Here is a 14058-nt window from a genome sequence, read left to right as displayed (position 1 = left end):
AGGCAGTATCATGAGATATATAGAACAGCTTCAGGATGGTGAAAATGTATCAGAGGTGTACCTCTGCAAGAACAAGATAGTAGGAAAGACAAAGAGTGGAAAGTCATATTATTCACTTCTGCTTCAGGATAAAACAGGCAGCATAGACGCCAAGATATGGGAACTGAACAACGGCATAGGACATTTTGACAGCATGAATTATGTGAGAGTGGACGGACAGATCACAACATTTAACAATGCACTTCAGTTAAATGTCAAGAAGATAAGGATTGCTGACGAGGGCGAGTACGTCCAGGATGACTACATGCCATGCACCAAGAAGGATGTTGACGAGATGTTCGCTGATCTTCTTAAGCTGGTGGATTCCCTTGAGCACTCATATTACAAGACTCTTCTTAAGTCCTTCTTTGTGGATGACAAGGAGACCGCGGCGGAGTTTAAGAGACATTCCGCAGCCAAGACAATACATCACGGATATATCGGCGGACTTCTTGAGCACTCACTGGCAGTTGCCAAGATGTGCGATTACTATACTACATATTACAAGAGACTTAACAGAGATCTGCTCATTACCGCAGCACTTCTCCATGACATAGGCAAGATATATGAGCTTTCAGGCTTCCCTGAGAATGACTACACAGACGCAGGACAGCTTCTGGGACATATCGTCATGGGTACAATGATGATAAGAGACAGGATCAAGGATATCCCTGATTTCCCTGCCAAGGCTGCAAATGAGCTGGAGCACTGCATACTTGCCCACCACGGAGAGCTTGAGTATGGCTCACCGAAGAAGCCGGCACTTTTAGAGGCACTGGCATTGTCATTTGCAGATAATACGGACGCCAAGATCCAGACCTTCATGGAAGCCCTTGACGCCAAGGACGAGAGTGGCTGGCTTGGATACAACAAAATGCTTGAGTCCAATATAAGAAGGACTACGAAGTAGGAAGCGGGAATTTGAAGATGAGTTTCAAGAAAGAAAATAAACCGGTAAAAGAAAATGAACTGGTGAAGAACCGGGACTATGAGATCACCATAGAGGATATGGGAAATGATGGTGAAGGTATAGGTCATATCGATGGAATGACAGTATTCGTTAAGGATACTGTCATTGGCGATGTGGCCTTAATTAAAATTATAAAAGTGAAGAAAAGCATAGCCTACGGAAGGCTGGTGAATCTTATCCGCCCATCGGAATTTCGTGTGGAACCCATGTGCCCGAAGGCAAGGAGCTGCGGTGGCTGTGTCATGCAGCATGTTTCCTATGAGAGACAGAAGCAGTACAAATGGGATAAGGTAAGGAATTGTCTTCAGAGGATAGGCGGAGTGGAGGCTCCGGAGACTATTATGGAGCCGGTATATGGCATGGAGGATCCTTATCATTACAGAAACAAGGCCCAGTTTCCTGTGGGCAGAGACAAGGATGGCAAGGTAGTGATCGGATTTTATGCCGGAAGAACCCACCAGATCATTGATACAGATGATTGTGCCATTGGCGTGCCTGTAAATAAGGAGATCATCAGGATTGTACGAGCATTTGCAGAGAAATATAACGTGTCAACCTACGACGAGGTAACAGGCAAGGGGCTTGTGAGACACATCCTTACAAGGATAGGCTTCACCACCGGAGAGATAATGGTGTGCCTTATAATAAATGGAAATAAAAATGACATTCCCCATGTTGATGAGCTGGTAGAGAGACTGGCAGGAATTGAGGGAATGACATCCATATGCATAAATATAAATCGTGAGAAGACCAACCGCATACTGGGGGACAAGTGTGTGACCCTGTGGGGGCAGTCATATATCACAGATTATATAGGAAATGTTAAGTATCATATCTCGCCGTTGTCCTTCTATCAGGTAAATCCTGTCCAGACAAAGGTGCTCTATGACAAGGCTCTTGAATATGCAGACCTGTCCGGAGATGAGATCGTCTGGGACATGTATTGCGGAATCGGCACTATTTCACTGTTCCTGGCACAGAAGGCAAGAAAGGTGTACGGCGTTGAGATAGTACCTCAGGCCATTGAGGACGCCAAGAATAATGCAAAACTGAATGGTTTTGATAATGTGGAATTTTATGTTGGCAAGGCAGAAGAAGTGGTTCCGAAAATGTACAGGCAGGGCGGAGACGCTGCAAAGGCGGATGTGGTAGTTGTGGACCCACCAAGAAAGGGCTGCGATGCTGTATTATTGGACACTTTGGTCGCCATGGCACCAAAGCGGATCGTGTATGTAAGCTGTGACCCTGCCACCCTTGCAAGGGACGTAAAGTACCTGAGAGAAAACGGGTATGATTTGGAAAAAGTGGCGGCAGTCGACCAGTTCTGCCATTCCAGCCATGTGGAGACGGTTATACTGCTGTCAAGAGCGGATAGGTAAAATTGTTACCTGAAAATTACTATTCACAGCCGACTCATCACTCCGCTGATGAGTCGGCAGAGAACATGTATATTAAGTCAAAGTGCGCCCACCTCGCCGAAGGCGACTTTTATGTGGGCGCGCTCGTTACTTTCACGGCTTATAAATATAAGAAATGGCTCAAATGTAAATTAACCGTGAATAGTAACACCTGAAAAGAAATGGAGGAAAGCATTTATGAGTAAATCAGGTTTACGAGTCGAATGGATTGACTTACTTCGAGTGATAGCAATCTTTGCAGTGGTATTGGTTCATGCGACGGAAACTATTTATGGATTTAATGTAGAATTTATGGAAACGATCAGCATGCAATCAAAAGTTTTTGCTATAACTGCTTTGGCTGCAGGACGGCTAGGCGTACCTATTTTTTTGATGATAACGGGGTATTTGTTGCTGGATCGTGAGTATGATCCGGAAAAGATAGTTAGATTTTGGAAAAATAATTGGCTGCGCTTGTTGGTTTGTACCGAGATATGGATTGCGGGATATAATTTATTCTTGAAGTTTTATGCAAAGCAGGAACTTACCGCTATTGGATTTATCCAGGATTTACTTTTTGTTCATAAGGTAAATATGGGGCATGTATGGTACATGCCGATGATATTAGGTTTTTATCTTCTGATACCTTTTGTGGCTAGAGCACTAAAAGGGATTGATTTACAAATGCTACGATTCCCACTCAGCTTTTTCATAGTGTATTCTTTTGGCTACCCATTTGCAGTTTTACTCTACAACGTGTTGACCGGAGGCTCTCCGCTGCAATTACAAATGTCCTTAGGCTTCAGCGGTGGGACATATGGAATATATTTGATTATGGGCTATGTAATCAAAAGAGGTATATTAAAGAATTTCAAATCATTATTTCTGACAATGGTCAGTATTGTATCCTTTTTAGCTATAATTTCTCTTATGTTATATTCCTATCATATGGGATATGCGTATAATGTTTGGTATAATAATCTATTCATATTTATAGCGACGGTAACGATTTTTGAACTGGGTTCGAGAATTCAACATATTTACTTGTATCCCATAGTTAAATGGTTCGCGAAATACTCTTTTGGCGTATATTTTATTCATTATTTGATTAGGTTTTTTCTTATTAGTTATGTTAGAAAATGGGCAGTACTTTTGCCTGTTAAAGTAATGGCAGTTTTTTTTATATCCAACTTTGGTGCATTCGTGATTGCTTATTGGCTTGACAGAATTCCCAAAATCGGGAAATGGATATTATATCTGAAAGAATAGCAAGAAAAAAGTTAATCTGTTTTATGAATATGATTCCTTAGAAAGCAGTGGACTTATTCCCTCATACACAGGGGTATGATTTATTCCCATGTACTCCCGACATCCACGGTATTGTCTCGACACATGTGGAAGTCGTGTGTTGTCTACATCGGGTGAATTCGTAGAAGTCCTTAATTTCCGCGAAGACAATGAGGAGTGTTCCGAAGAAACAACTGGCTGTAAAGCCAGTGTTTATGCGGAATTTGACGAATGTACGCGATCTGAGAATTTCATAGAAATTCTCAGATTTAGGCACTTTGCGAGGTATATGAGTTTCACACCCACAGGCAAACAGGGCAAGAAAAAGCATATTATGAACGGCATCGAAGTGTCAGTAGTATTGCATTTCAGACTTATGCTCATCTTTACACAATCTTAATTTCAAAACAAACTTACTTACGCCCATTTAATACAAATAAAGATAAAATAAAGGAAATATAAAAAAGAAATTAAGATTATGAGGATATAGTTATGCAACAGACAAACAGATCAAGACATCGACATATAACATCATTTCAAGTGATTAGTCTAGGGTTTTTATCCGTGATTCTCTTAGGCAGTCTGCTTTTGATGTTGCCGATTGCTACAAAAAGCGGTCGGTGTACCTCCTTTTTGGATGCTTTGTTTACCGCAACTTCTTCGGTTTGTGTGACGGGACTGGTTGTTAATGATACGGCAACCTACTGGTCTTTATTTGGCCAAGGAGTTATTTTACTGCTGATTCAAATCGGAGGTATGGGAATTATTACGATTGCTATTGCGATTGCTGTTGTTTCCGGACGCAAAATCGGGTTGATGCAGCGAAGTACCATGCAAGAGGCAATTTCGGCTCCAACGGTGGGTGGTATTGTGCGGAGAACGCAATTTATTATTCGGACTACTATTCTTATCGAAATCATTGGTGCGGTTCTTTTAGCCCCTGTTTTTTGCAGAGACTTTGGGTTTTGGAAAGGAATATGGTATTCACTGTTCCATTCTATTTCTGCTTTTTGCAATGCAGGATTTGATCTATTCGGTATAAGAAGCCATTTTTCCTCGTTGACCTCTTATTCTGTACAGCCGATTGTAAATCTTGTAATTATGATGCTGATTATTACAGGAGGTATTGGATTCCTTACCTGGGAGGATATAAAGAATCATAAATGGCATTTTAAAAAATACCGGATGCAAAGCAAGGTGATTTTTATGGTAACGGGAATATTGATATTCTTACCGGCTCTTTATTTTTTCTGTTTTGAGTTTTCAAATTTGCCTCTTACAGAAAGAGTATGGGTTTCTTTGTTTCAATCCGTTACGCCGAGAACAGCAGGATTCAATACGGCAGATTTGACTTTACTCAGTGAAGTTGGGCAAATGCTTATCATTATGCTGATGCTCATCGGTGGCTCGCCTGGTTCCACTGCAGGTGGTATGAAAACGACAACTCTTGCAGTTCTCGTTTCATCGGCATTATCTGTATTTAGAAAAAAGGAGCACACCAATTTTTTCCGCAGACAAATTCCGGATGGCACTATCAGAAATGCAGCTACGATTTTTTTGATGTATATCGTTTTATTCCTTGTCGGAGGAATGGTAATTAGCAGAACAGAAGATATTCCACTTATGACCGCTTTGTTTGAGACGGCGTCGGCAATCGGAACGGTAGGCTTATCGTTGGGAATAACTCCTGACCTGGGGCTTGTTTCCCATATAATCTTGATTTGCCTGATGTTTATGGGCAGAGTGGGAGGATTGACCTTGATTTTTGCTACCATTTCTGAAAAAAAGCCTAACGGTTCAAAATATCCTCAGGAAAAAATTACAGTAGGTTAAGGAGAATAAAAAAATGAAATCAATATTACTTATCGGTCTGGGAAGATTCGGACGGCACATTGCTATAAAATTAGATGAATTGCATCATCAAGTGATGGCGGTAGATAAAGAAGATACTCGAGTTAATGCTGTACTTCCATTTGTAACTAACGCTCAGATTGGGGATGCGACTAATGAGGATTTTTTAAGTTCGCTTGGTGTTGAAAATTTTGATGTTTGTATTGTGGCTATCGGAGATAACTTTCAGAATTCATTGGAAGTAACGTCCCTTTTGAAGGAACTCGGTGCAAGAATGGTGGTGTCTCGTGCCGCTCGTGATGTTCATGCAAAATTTCTTTTACGAAACGGCGCAGATGAAATTGTTTATCCCGAAAGGCAGCTTGCCGATTGGGTTGCGATCCGTTATAGTGCTGATCATATTTTCGATTACATAGAACTAGATGAAGAACATGCAATCTTTGAAATATCTATACCGGAAGAATGGATAGGAAAAACAATCGGTCAGTTGGATATACGAAAAAAATATAACATCAATATTATGGCACTGAAAACAAATGATATTATGAATTTGAAAATAAGTCCCGATACGCAGTTGTTAAAGGACAGTACCATGTTTGTTCTTGGGGAGACGAAACATATTCAAAAATGTTTTCATATTTAATTTTTGAAAGAAGTTGGTGATATGAAAGACTTTGTTTTACTTATAGTGGTATTGGTAGCATTTATTTGTGGTTATTTTCTTATGGAAAAGCTGGATAAATTTCTCAAGGAAAATCAATCCCAAAAACTTATTTCAGATTCTAAGCTCAGGATTGGATTTGAAACACCTGCAATCATAGATTCTATTGCAGATCTATTGGAACAATTTTCAAGCGAATACTCAAACTATGAGCTGAACCTGTTCTACGGTTCTGTAAGTGAAATAATAAATGGGCTGGAAAATAATAAACTTGATTTTGGCTTTATCATAGAAAATTCCAACGATATTTTGAAAGATGAGTGTTGTTCCTTATCCTTTCAAATAAAGCAAAGTGTCATTACTCCAGGCTCTATAGACATTGCGGTACATCCCATCAACACGATTGAGAAACCAGCGAGAGTGATATGGCAAAATGACATTAATTGTATGAAGGGTCTATTTGTCGAAAAATTGCGTGATTTTTCGTAGCGTTTTCTGCTTTCGGCTACACGCCCGAATGGAAAAAAAGAAGAAAAGGTGGTATAATCTTTATGCGATTTTAATGTCAGTGCTAGAATGCTTTTCTGGAATTTACGCATTATTCTATATAATGTTTTTGTACAAGGAGATGACCGTATGAGTGAAAGCAGACACAATCCGGATCAGTTATTAAAGGAAATCCAAGCTGATGAAGAAAAACGTAATAAAGGACATTTGAAAATCTTTTTCGGATATGCAGCTGGTGTGGGTAAAACCTACGCCATGTTAGAAGCAGCTCATATGGAAAAACAGCAGGGAATTGACGTGGTAGTCGGTTATGTAGAACCCCACGCATGTCCCGAAACAGCAGCTCTTTTGAATGGCTTAGAAGTTCTTCCTACAAGAGAAGTTTTTTATAATGGTATGATACTGGACGAATTCGACATTGGCATGGCGTTGAAAAGAAAACCACAGCTTATCCTTGTAGATGAACTTGCGCATACGAATGCCGAAGGATGCCGTCATGCAAAACGTTATCAGGACATTGAGGAACTTTTGAATGCAGGGATTGATGTCTATACGACTGTCAATGTTCAGCATATTGAAAGCCTTTGTGATACAGTTGCATCCATTACGGAAATTGTTGTACGGGAACGCATCCCGGATTCTATTTTTGATAATGCAGATCAGGTTGAATTAATAGATATTGAACCACAGCATTTGATCAACCGTTTGAATACAGGAAATGTATACAGACAGACACAGGAAAAACAGGCAGTAGAAAATTTTTTTACAATAGAAAATTTGACGGCTCTCCGGGAGATTTCACTGCGGCGATGTGCGGACCGGGTGAATATCCTCACAGAAAATACCCGTATAAAAAATCATGGAGATTATCACACAGGCGAACATATTCTTGTATGTCTATCTTCTTCTCCATCCAATGCGAAAATTATCCGTACCGCCGCAAAAATGGCTTCTGCTTTTAAAGGGGAGTTTACGGCTCTATTTGTAGAAACCCCGGATTTTTCGGTGATGAGCGAGGAAAATGTAAAACGCCTGCGTTCAAATATTTGTCTTGCTGAGCAGCTTGGGGCAAAAATAGAAACAGTTTACGGAGAAGATGTTCCGTTTCAGATTGCGGAATTTACTCGTTTGTCCGGTGTGTCAAAGATTGTGATCGGACGTAGTTCTGCTACAAAACGGCATTTGCTCAGCAAACCGACCCTGACAGAAAAATTGATTGATTATGCCCCTAACCTGGATGTGCATATTATTCCGGATGCGGTTTCTAATGCGGCAGTGTATCAGTTAAGAGGGGGCAGGAAAAAGACTCATATCGTATTCTCTGTCACTGATACATTAAAATCTACTGCGATTCTGATTTTATCCAGTTTAGTCGGAATGATTTTCCAGAAATTTGGATTTGACGAAGCAAATATCATTACTGTTTTTGTTTTAGGTGTTCTTGTCACCGCTGTCATCACGAAACATCAGATATACAGCCTAATTTCCTCGATTGTAAGTGTTTTGGTCTTTAGTTTCCTGTTTACGGAACCTCAATTTACCTTGCAGGCGTATGATCAGGGTTATCCTGTTACCTTTATTATCATGTTGTTGGCGGCATTTTTAACCAGTTCTCTTGCTATACGGATTAAAAATCAAGCAAAACAGGCGGCACAATCTGCTTACCGTACCAAAGTGTTATTTGATACAAACCAGCTATTGCAACAGGCAAAAGATAAAAATGAAATTGTATCTGCAACTTCAAATCAGCTCATTAAACTCTTGAGAAGAGATATCGTTTTTTATTTAGCTGATGGAGAAGTGTTGGATACGCCGCATATTTTTTCTGTAACTGAAGAAAATTTGGAATCGTGTATTTCCGAAAATGAAAAGGCCGTTGCCGGCTGGGTATTGAAAAACAATAAACGTGCCGGAGCTACAACAGGAACGCTTTCCAATGCAAAATGCCTGTACCTTGCTGTTCACAGCAGCAGTATGGTATATGGAGTTATTGGAATCGTGATGGGGGAAATACCTCTTGATCCATTTGAAAACAGTATTCTACTATCCATTCTCGGAGAATGTGCCCTGGCTTTGGAAAATGAGAAAAATGCCCGTGAGAAACAGGAGGCGGCCATTCTTGCAAAAAATGAACAGTTGCGAGCGAACCTGCTGCGTGCTATTTCACATGATTTGAGGACACCGCTGACATCCATTTCCGGTAATGCCAGCAATCTTTTGTCCAACGGCGATTACTTTGATAATGATACAAAAAAGCAGCTGTACATGGATATTTATGATGATTCCATGTGGCTGATTAATCTTGTAGAAAACTTGCTGGCTGTAACCCGGATTGAAGAAGGACGGTTGAATCTCCGTATAACGGAAGATTTGATGGATGACGTGATCACAGAAGCGTTACATCATATTAACCGAAAGAGTGAAGAACATCATATTTCCGTTGAAAGCAAAGAAGAATTTCTTCTTGCAAAAATGGATGCAAAGCTTATTGTTCAGGTAATCATCAATATTGTTGATAATGCTATCAAATATACACCTAAAAACTCTCATATTGTTATTCGGACAGAAAAGCGGGGAAAACAAGCAATCGTATCTATATCGGATGACGGAAACGGAATTGCTGACGAAATAAAGCCACGGATATTCGACATGTTCTATAGCGGTGCAAATCAAATTGCAGACAGCCGCCGAAGTTTAGGACTCGGATTATCTTTGTGCAAGTCCATTATTAACGCCCACGGCGGAGAACTTACTGTTTCAGATAATCTGCCGCACGGAACAGTATTTACATTTACATTACCGGCAGGGGAGGTCAAAATATATGAATAAGTCACTAATATTAGTTGTAGAAGATGACACATCTGTCAGAAATTTAATTACAACAACCTTAAAAACGCACGAATACCGATATCTGACGGCACCCGATGGTCAATCGGCAATTTTAGAAACTTCTTCACACAATCCTGACATTGTTTTACTAGATTTAGGACTTCCTGATATAGACGGTGTTGAGATTATTAAAAAAATCCGTACTTGGTCAAATGTGCCAATTATCGTAATCAGTGCTCGCAGTGAAGATACCGATAAAATTGATGCGTTGGATGCTGGCGCAGATGATTATTTAACAAAGCCATTTTCTGTTGAGGAACTGCTTGCCAGACTACGAGTTACGCAAAGAAGGTTATTGATGATGCAAAAAGTATCCCCTGCCGAAGCGGTTGTTTTTGTAAACGGAAAACTTCGTGTAGATTATGCTGCAGGTTGTGCTTATTTGAATGAAGAAGAGTTGCATTTAACACCTATTGAATATAAGTTGCTTTGCCTGTTGACAAGAAATATAGGAAAAGTTCTGACCCATACTTTCCTTACGCAAAGCATTTGGGGAAGTAGTTGGGATAATGATATTGCTTCCCTTCGTGTGTTTATGGTAACACTTCGTAAAAAAATCGAGAAAGAACCAAACTCTCCACAATATATCCAAACACACATTGGCGTGGGGTATCGGATGCTGAAAGTTGATTGAACTTCACAACACCATACTATGTAAAGAACGGTGTTGTGGATATGAAGACAACAACTCTCGTTAAGTACAATGGAACATGGTATTATGTCAAGAATAGTGTGATGGATAAATCCAGAACTCTTTGTAAATACAACAATGTATGGTACTTTGTGAACAATGGCAAGATGGATAGGACATACACCGGCTATGTTAATTACAATGGCTCAAAATACTATGTAGTTAAGGGTGTAATGCAGAAGAAGGTAAAGTAAGACACGACAATAGGGAATTAAGTAAAATAAGGGGAGGGTATGTGATAAAACACATACTCTCCTTTGTTTTAATTTTGGGAAGGTGAAGCTTGACAGTTATCTGATCCTCTTTGTTACTCCTGCTGGGAATACCACAGTCTGCAAAGTATTACATTAGAAAATGTATTGCAAAACGCAACACATAGTGGTACACTATGAGCGAGGAGGTGTATATTATGGCAGCAAAAACAGCAAATGTTACAGCACGTATTCAACCAAATATAAAAGAACAGGCAGAAGCAATTCTGGAAAGGCTTGGCATTCCGGTATCCGTATTTATTGATATGACTTACAGACAGGTTATTATGCGAGACGGAGTTCCGTTCTCGGTGGATATTCCTGATAAACTTACTACAAGAGATACGTTGACCAAGGAAAAATTCAATGCAATAATGCAGGAAGGTCTGACGCAGGCTAAGGAAGAAGATACGGTATCTATTGATGAGGCATTTGCCCAACTGAAAATGGAGATATAATGTATGGGTAATGATGAATACGAAGTAAAAGTGACCAGGCAGGCATTGGAACAAATGCGTTCAATCGTGCATTATATTTCACACGATCTCGTGGCTCCCGGTGCAGCGGATCATTTATTAAGTGATTTGAAAGAAGCTATAATGAAATTGGCTTTTTTACCTAAAAGCCATTCACTTATTGAAGAAGAACCATGGAGAAGTGAAGGTGTTCGGAAGATAATAGTTAAGAATTTTTTTATTTACTATTGGGTAGATGATAAAAATAGTCGGGTTCAGATTATAGCGGTGATTTATAGCAGGAGAGATCAGATAAAACAACTCGCGGAAGTAGATATACAGTAAACATATTTGCACAAATATAGTTAAGGAGACTTCATTCGATGATGGATAAAGTCTCTTTTTTATGGAGATGAGAGTCTTTTGGTGTCAGGTATTAAACGAAAAAAACTGTCAAAAGGTGTACCTTTTGACAGTTCATCAAACACATGCTCATTATATACTAAACAGCACAATAACTCAAGGACACATGTATTAAAAACTTGTGCAAAAGTGCCAATCAATTTCCTCAAAAAACAGGGTGTCAAAATACATTGATTAAGCATCATATTCAGGTATAATTATAGAAGGAAGTGATCGTTCCAAGTATATATTGCAAGATATTCAGGAGGAAGACTATGTGGACAGTGACAAGGATAGATGAGGCAGATTATGGCTGTGAGGAACGTATGCCCGGTGAACCGCTGCTTGTACTGATAACTATCGAATGTGATGATGGCAGAGTGTGCCGCTTTGAGTGTGCAGACAACTGGCTCCTAAAACAGGGAATTGATGTGGGGGACGAGTGGCCTCACGACATAGAAAAGGCGGAGGCTGACAGCGAACATATAGATAAGATGACTGAGTGGATGAACAGATATTATGAGGCTGTTCAGGAAATGGAGGAGATATTTGAGGAGGAGTGACGGCGTGAATGATTGCGTTGAAGTGTGAATATAATAGTAAATTTTAACAGAAAAACAGGCAGGATAATGATAGATTGCCTGTTTTTTTGACGTTATAGGCTCAGTATATAACCTGTTAAAGTTAAAAACTTATTGACGGGTGATATAAAAGTGCTTATAATGCAACAATATGTTAAACATATCAAAATAGTAGGCAATAAAAACGCGAAGAATGTCAGCCATTTGCACCCGGAAAACGGGCGGCATCAATTGGCTGATCTATTATAGAAGAGGTGAGGAAACATGGGAATCATTCAGTTGGAAAATGTTTCAAAAACATTTCAGACAGATGGTGGTGTCATAGAAGCACTTAAGAATGTGACTCTTGACATAGAAGCCGGAGATATATACGGCATTATAGGAATGTCGGGAGCAGGTAAGAGTACACTGGTAAGATGTATCAACCATATTGAAGTTCCGACAGAAGGAAAGGTAATAGTTCAGGATAAGGACTTAAGCAAGCTGACACAGAAGGAGCTTAGAAAGCAGAGAGAGCATATCGGAATGATATTCCAGCATTTCAACCTTCTCATGCAGAAGTCAGTACTTGATAATGTATGCTTTCCGTTATTTATCCAGGGAAAATCAAAATCCGAGGCGAAGAAAAAAGCATATGAGCTTTTAGATATAGTAGGACTTAAGGACAGGGCGAAGGCATATCCATCACAGCTTTCAGGTGGCCAGAAGCAGAGAGTAGCCATAGCAAGGGCACTGGCATCGGATCCACAGATACTGTTATGTGATGAGGCCACAAGTGCACTTGATCCTCAGACCACATCATCGATCCTTGAACTGCTTAAGGATATTAATAATAGGTTTGGAATAACAATAGTGGTGATAACTCATCAGATGGCGGTGGTCCGTGAAATCTGTAACAGAGTTGCCATCATGAAAGACGGACATGTAGTAGAGTCAGGAAATACAATAGATATATTCAATCATCCTAAGTCAGAGGTGGCAAGGGAGCTGTTCAGCAAGGATGACGGTTCTGACTCCCAGGCGCAGCCGGCAGTGGCGGACCGCATACAGAACGGCACAAGAGTCCGTATAGTTTACAGCGAAAATTCAGCATTTGAACCTGTAATTGCCAATATGATACTGACCTTCAGGGAACCGGTAAATATCTTAAAGGCTTCCACCAAGAATGTGGGCGGAGTTGCCAAGGGCGAGATGATACTGGAGTTCTCAAAGGGCTCAGAGCATATAGAGGAAATGAAGGCATACATGAAGGACAAGGGACTTGAGCTTGAAGAAATAAGTGATACAGAAGCGGGAGGTGGTAGTCATGTGGACTGAACAGGTCAGAGAGATGATATTAAACGGAATACTTGAAACCTTATATATGACAGTGGTCTCAACAGTATGCGGATATATATTCGGACTGCCTATGGGTGTACTGCTGTGTGTCAGTGACAAGGATGGACTTAAGCCAAATGCAGTGCTTTACAAGATCCTGGATATAATTGCCAATATCGTGAGAAGTATCCCATTCCTGATCCTGCTTATCCTGCTCATACCATTTACAAGATTTATCCTTGGTAAGAGCTACGGATCAACAGCAACAATAGTTCCGCTTACTGTAGCGGCTATTCCTTTTATAGCAAGAATGGTGGAGTCATCACTTAAGGAGGTTGACAGCGGAGTTATTGAAGCTGCAACAGCCATGGGAGCCGGAAATATGAGGATCATATTCAAGGTGCTTCTTGTTGAAGCAAGAACATCACTGATCACCGGGGCTACTATTGCAATAGGTACGATCCTCGGATACTCAGCTATGGCAGGAGCTGTAGGTGGAGGAGGTCTTGGAGATATCGCCGTCAGATACGGATATTACAGATACCAGACAGACATTATGATAGTTACAGTCATACTTCTGATAGTTATAGTACAGATATTCCAGTCGGTAGGAATGTTGATCGCAAATAAGTTAGACAGAAGAAGATAAGGTGATACAGAATATTTTGATGGATGCCATTCATACAGCGGACATCTGAATATAAAAATTATAAATGACCACAAATAATATCACACACACGGTGGTCATTTAAAAGAAATT

At 40.2% G+C, this 14058-nt stretch carries 14 protein-coding genes; all 14 read left to right on the top strand.

Features of this window, described 5'->3' with window-relative positions; genetic code table 11:
* The first annotated feature begins 10 nt into the window (after positions 1 to 10).
* A complete protein-coding gene (locus DXB54_RS00340) occupies positions 11 to 949 on the top strand; it encodes a 3'-5' exoribonuclease YhaM family protein (protein ID WP_118693923.1) in 939 nt (312 codons plus the stop codon).
* A 17-nt stretch (positions 950 to 966) separates the two neighbouring features.
* On the top strand, positions 967 to 2388 hold the full coding sequence (gene rlmD / locus DXB54_RS00335) for a 23S rRNA (uracil(1939)-C(5))-methyltransferase RlmD (protein WP_118694472.1): 1422 nt from the start codon (positions 967 to 969) through the stop codon (positions 2386 to 2388).
* A 216-nt stretch (positions 2389 to 2604) separates the two neighbouring features.
* Entirely contained in the window at positions 2605 to 3675 is a 1071-nt protein-coding gene (locus DXB54_RS00330) for an acyltransferase (RefSeq protein ID WP_118693922.1), read from the top strand.
* 510 nt (positions 3676 to 4185) lie between these two features.
* The gene (locus DXB54_RS00320) at positions 4186 to 5526 is read left to right on the top strand and encodes a TrkH family potassium uptake protein (RefSeq protein ID WP_118693920.1); all 1341 of its coding nucleotides are present in this window, start codon (positions 4186 to 4188) and stop codon (positions 5524 to 5526) included.
* Between the two features lie 13 nt (positions 5527 to 5539).
* Positions 5540 to 6187, top strand: a complete 648-nt coding sequence (locus DXB54_RS00315) for a potassium channel family protein (RefSeq protein ID WP_021938097.1) — start codon at positions 5540 to 5542, stop codon at positions 6185 to 6187.
* A gap of 21 nt (positions 6188 to 6208) precedes the next feature.
* Complete coding sequence (locus tag DXB54_RS00310) at positions 6209 to 6694, top strand: LysR family transcriptional regulator (protein WP_118693919.1); 486 nt, start codon at positions 6209 to 6211, stop codon at positions 6692 to 6694.
* Between the two features lie 147 nt (positions 6695 to 6841).
* Positions 6842 to 9541 carry a sensor histidine kinase gene (locus tag DXB54_RS00305; protein ID WP_118693918.1) on the top strand — a complete coding sequence of 900 codons (2700 nt, stop codon included), beginning with the start codon at positions 6842 to 6844 and terminating at the stop codon, positions 9539 to 9541.
* The gene (locus DXB54_RS00300; RefSeq protein ID WP_118693917.1) at positions 9534 to 10235 is read left to right on the top strand and encodes a response regulator; all 702 of its coding nucleotides are present in this window, start codon (positions 9534 to 9536) and stop codon (positions 10233 to 10235) included. Before DXB54_RS00305 ends, DXB54_RS00300 begins: the two co-directional genes overlap by 8 nt.
* Positions 10232 to 10486 carry a hypothetical protein gene (locus DXB54_RS00295; RefSeq protein WP_021938093.1) on the top strand — a complete coding sequence of 85 codons (255 nt, stop codon included), beginning with the start codon at positions 10232 to 10234 and terminating at the stop codon, positions 10484 to 10486. Before DXB54_RS00300 ends, DXB54_RS00295 begins: the two co-directional genes overlap by 4 nt.
* A 215-nt stretch (positions 10487 to 10701) precedes the next feature.
* Entirely contained in the window at positions 10702 to 11001 is a 300-nt protein-coding gene (locus DXB54_RS00290; RefSeq protein WP_199708715.1) for a type II toxin-antitoxin system RelB/DinJ family antitoxin, read from the top strand.
* A gap of 3 nt (positions 11002 to 11004) precedes the next feature.
* Positions 11005 to 11343, top strand: coding sequence for a type II toxin-antitoxin system RelE/ParE family toxin (locus DXB54_RS00285; RefSeq protein WP_118693916.1), 339 nt, complete (start codon positions 11005 to 11007; stop codon positions 11341 to 11343).
* 332 nt (positions 11344 to 11675) lie between these two features.
* Positions 11676 to 11963 (top strand): hypothetical protein, encoded by a 288-nt coding sequence (locus DXB54_RS00280; RefSeq protein WP_021938092.1) that lies wholly within the window; start codon positions 11676 to 11678, stop codon positions 11961 to 11963.
* A 282-nt stretch (positions 11964 to 12245) separates the two neighbouring features.
* Positions 12246 to 13298 (top strand): methionine ABC transporter ATP-binding protein, encoded by a 1053-nt coding sequence (locus tag DXB54_RS00275; protein ID WP_118693915.1) that lies wholly within the window; start codon positions 12246 to 12248, stop codon positions 13296 to 13298.
* Entirely contained in the window at positions 13288 to 13947 is a 660-nt protein-coding gene (locus DXB54_RS00270) for a methionine ABC transporter permease (protein ID WP_021938090.1), read from the top strand. The genes DXB54_RS00275 and DXB54_RS00270 overlap by 11 nt, the downstream gene beginning before the upstream one ends.
* Positions 13948 to 14058: the final 111 nt, after the last annotated feature.

The organism is Coprococcus sp. OM04-5BH, from assembly GCF_003482105.1.
Lineage (GTDB): Bacteria > Bacillota > Clostridia > Lachnospirales > Lachnospiraceae > Coprococcus.
This window is presented reverse-complemented; position numbering and strand designations above follow the sequence as displayed.

Excerpts from the sequence above, each read along its gene's own strand:
- DXB54_RS00340 (WP_118693923.1), top strand. The coding sequence starts at position 11 with ATGAGATATATAGAACAGCTTCAGGATGGTGAAAATGTATCAGAGGTG.
- rlmD (WP_118694472.1), top strand. The coding sequence starts at position 967 with ATGAGTTTCAAGAAAGAAAATAAACCGGTAAAAGAAAATGAACTGGTG.
- DXB54_RS00330 (WP_118693922.1), top strand. The coding sequence starts at position 2,605 with ATGAGTAAATCAGGTTTACGAGTCGAATGGATTGACTTACTTCGAGTG.
- DXB54_RS00320 (WP_118693920.1), top strand. The coding sequence starts at position 4,186 with ATGCAACAGACAAACAGATCAAGACATCGACATATAACATCATTTCAA.
- DXB54_RS00315 (WP_021938097.1), top strand. The coding sequence starts at position 5,540 with ATGAAATCAATATTACTTATCGGTCTGGGAAGATTCGGACGGCACATT.
- DXB54_RS00310 (WP_118693919.1), top strand. The coding sequence starts at position 6,209 with ATGAAAGACTTTGTTTTACTTATAGTGGTATTGGTAGCATTTATTTGT.
- DXB54_RS00305 (WP_118693918.1), top strand. The coding sequence starts at position 6,842 with ATGAGTGAAAGCAGACACAATCCGGATCAGTTATTAAAGGAAATCCAA.
- DXB54_RS00300 (WP_118693917.1), top strand. The coding sequence starts at position 9,534 with ATGAATAAGTCACTAATATTAGTTGTAGAAGATGACACATCTGTCAGA.
- DXB54_RS00290 (WP_199708715.1), top strand. The coding sequence starts at position 10,702 with ATGGCAGCAAAAACAGCAAATGTTACAGCACGTATTCAACCAAATATA.
- DXB54_RS00285 (WP_118693916.1), top strand. The coding sequence starts at position 11,005 with ATGGGTAATGATGAATACGAAGTAAAAGTGACCAGGCAGGCATTGGAA.
- DXB54_RS00280 (WP_021938092.1), top strand. The coding sequence starts at position 11,676 with ATGTGGACAGTGACAAGGATAGATGAGGCAGATTATGGCTGTGAGGAA.
- DXB54_RS00275 (WP_118693915.1), top strand. The coding sequence starts at position 12,246 with ATGGGAATCATTCAGTTGGAAAATGTTTCAAAAACATTTCAGACAGAT.
- DXB54_RS00270 (WP_021938090.1), top strand. The coding sequence starts at position 13,288 with ATGTGGACTGAACAGGTCAGAGAGATGATATTAAACGGAATACTTGAA.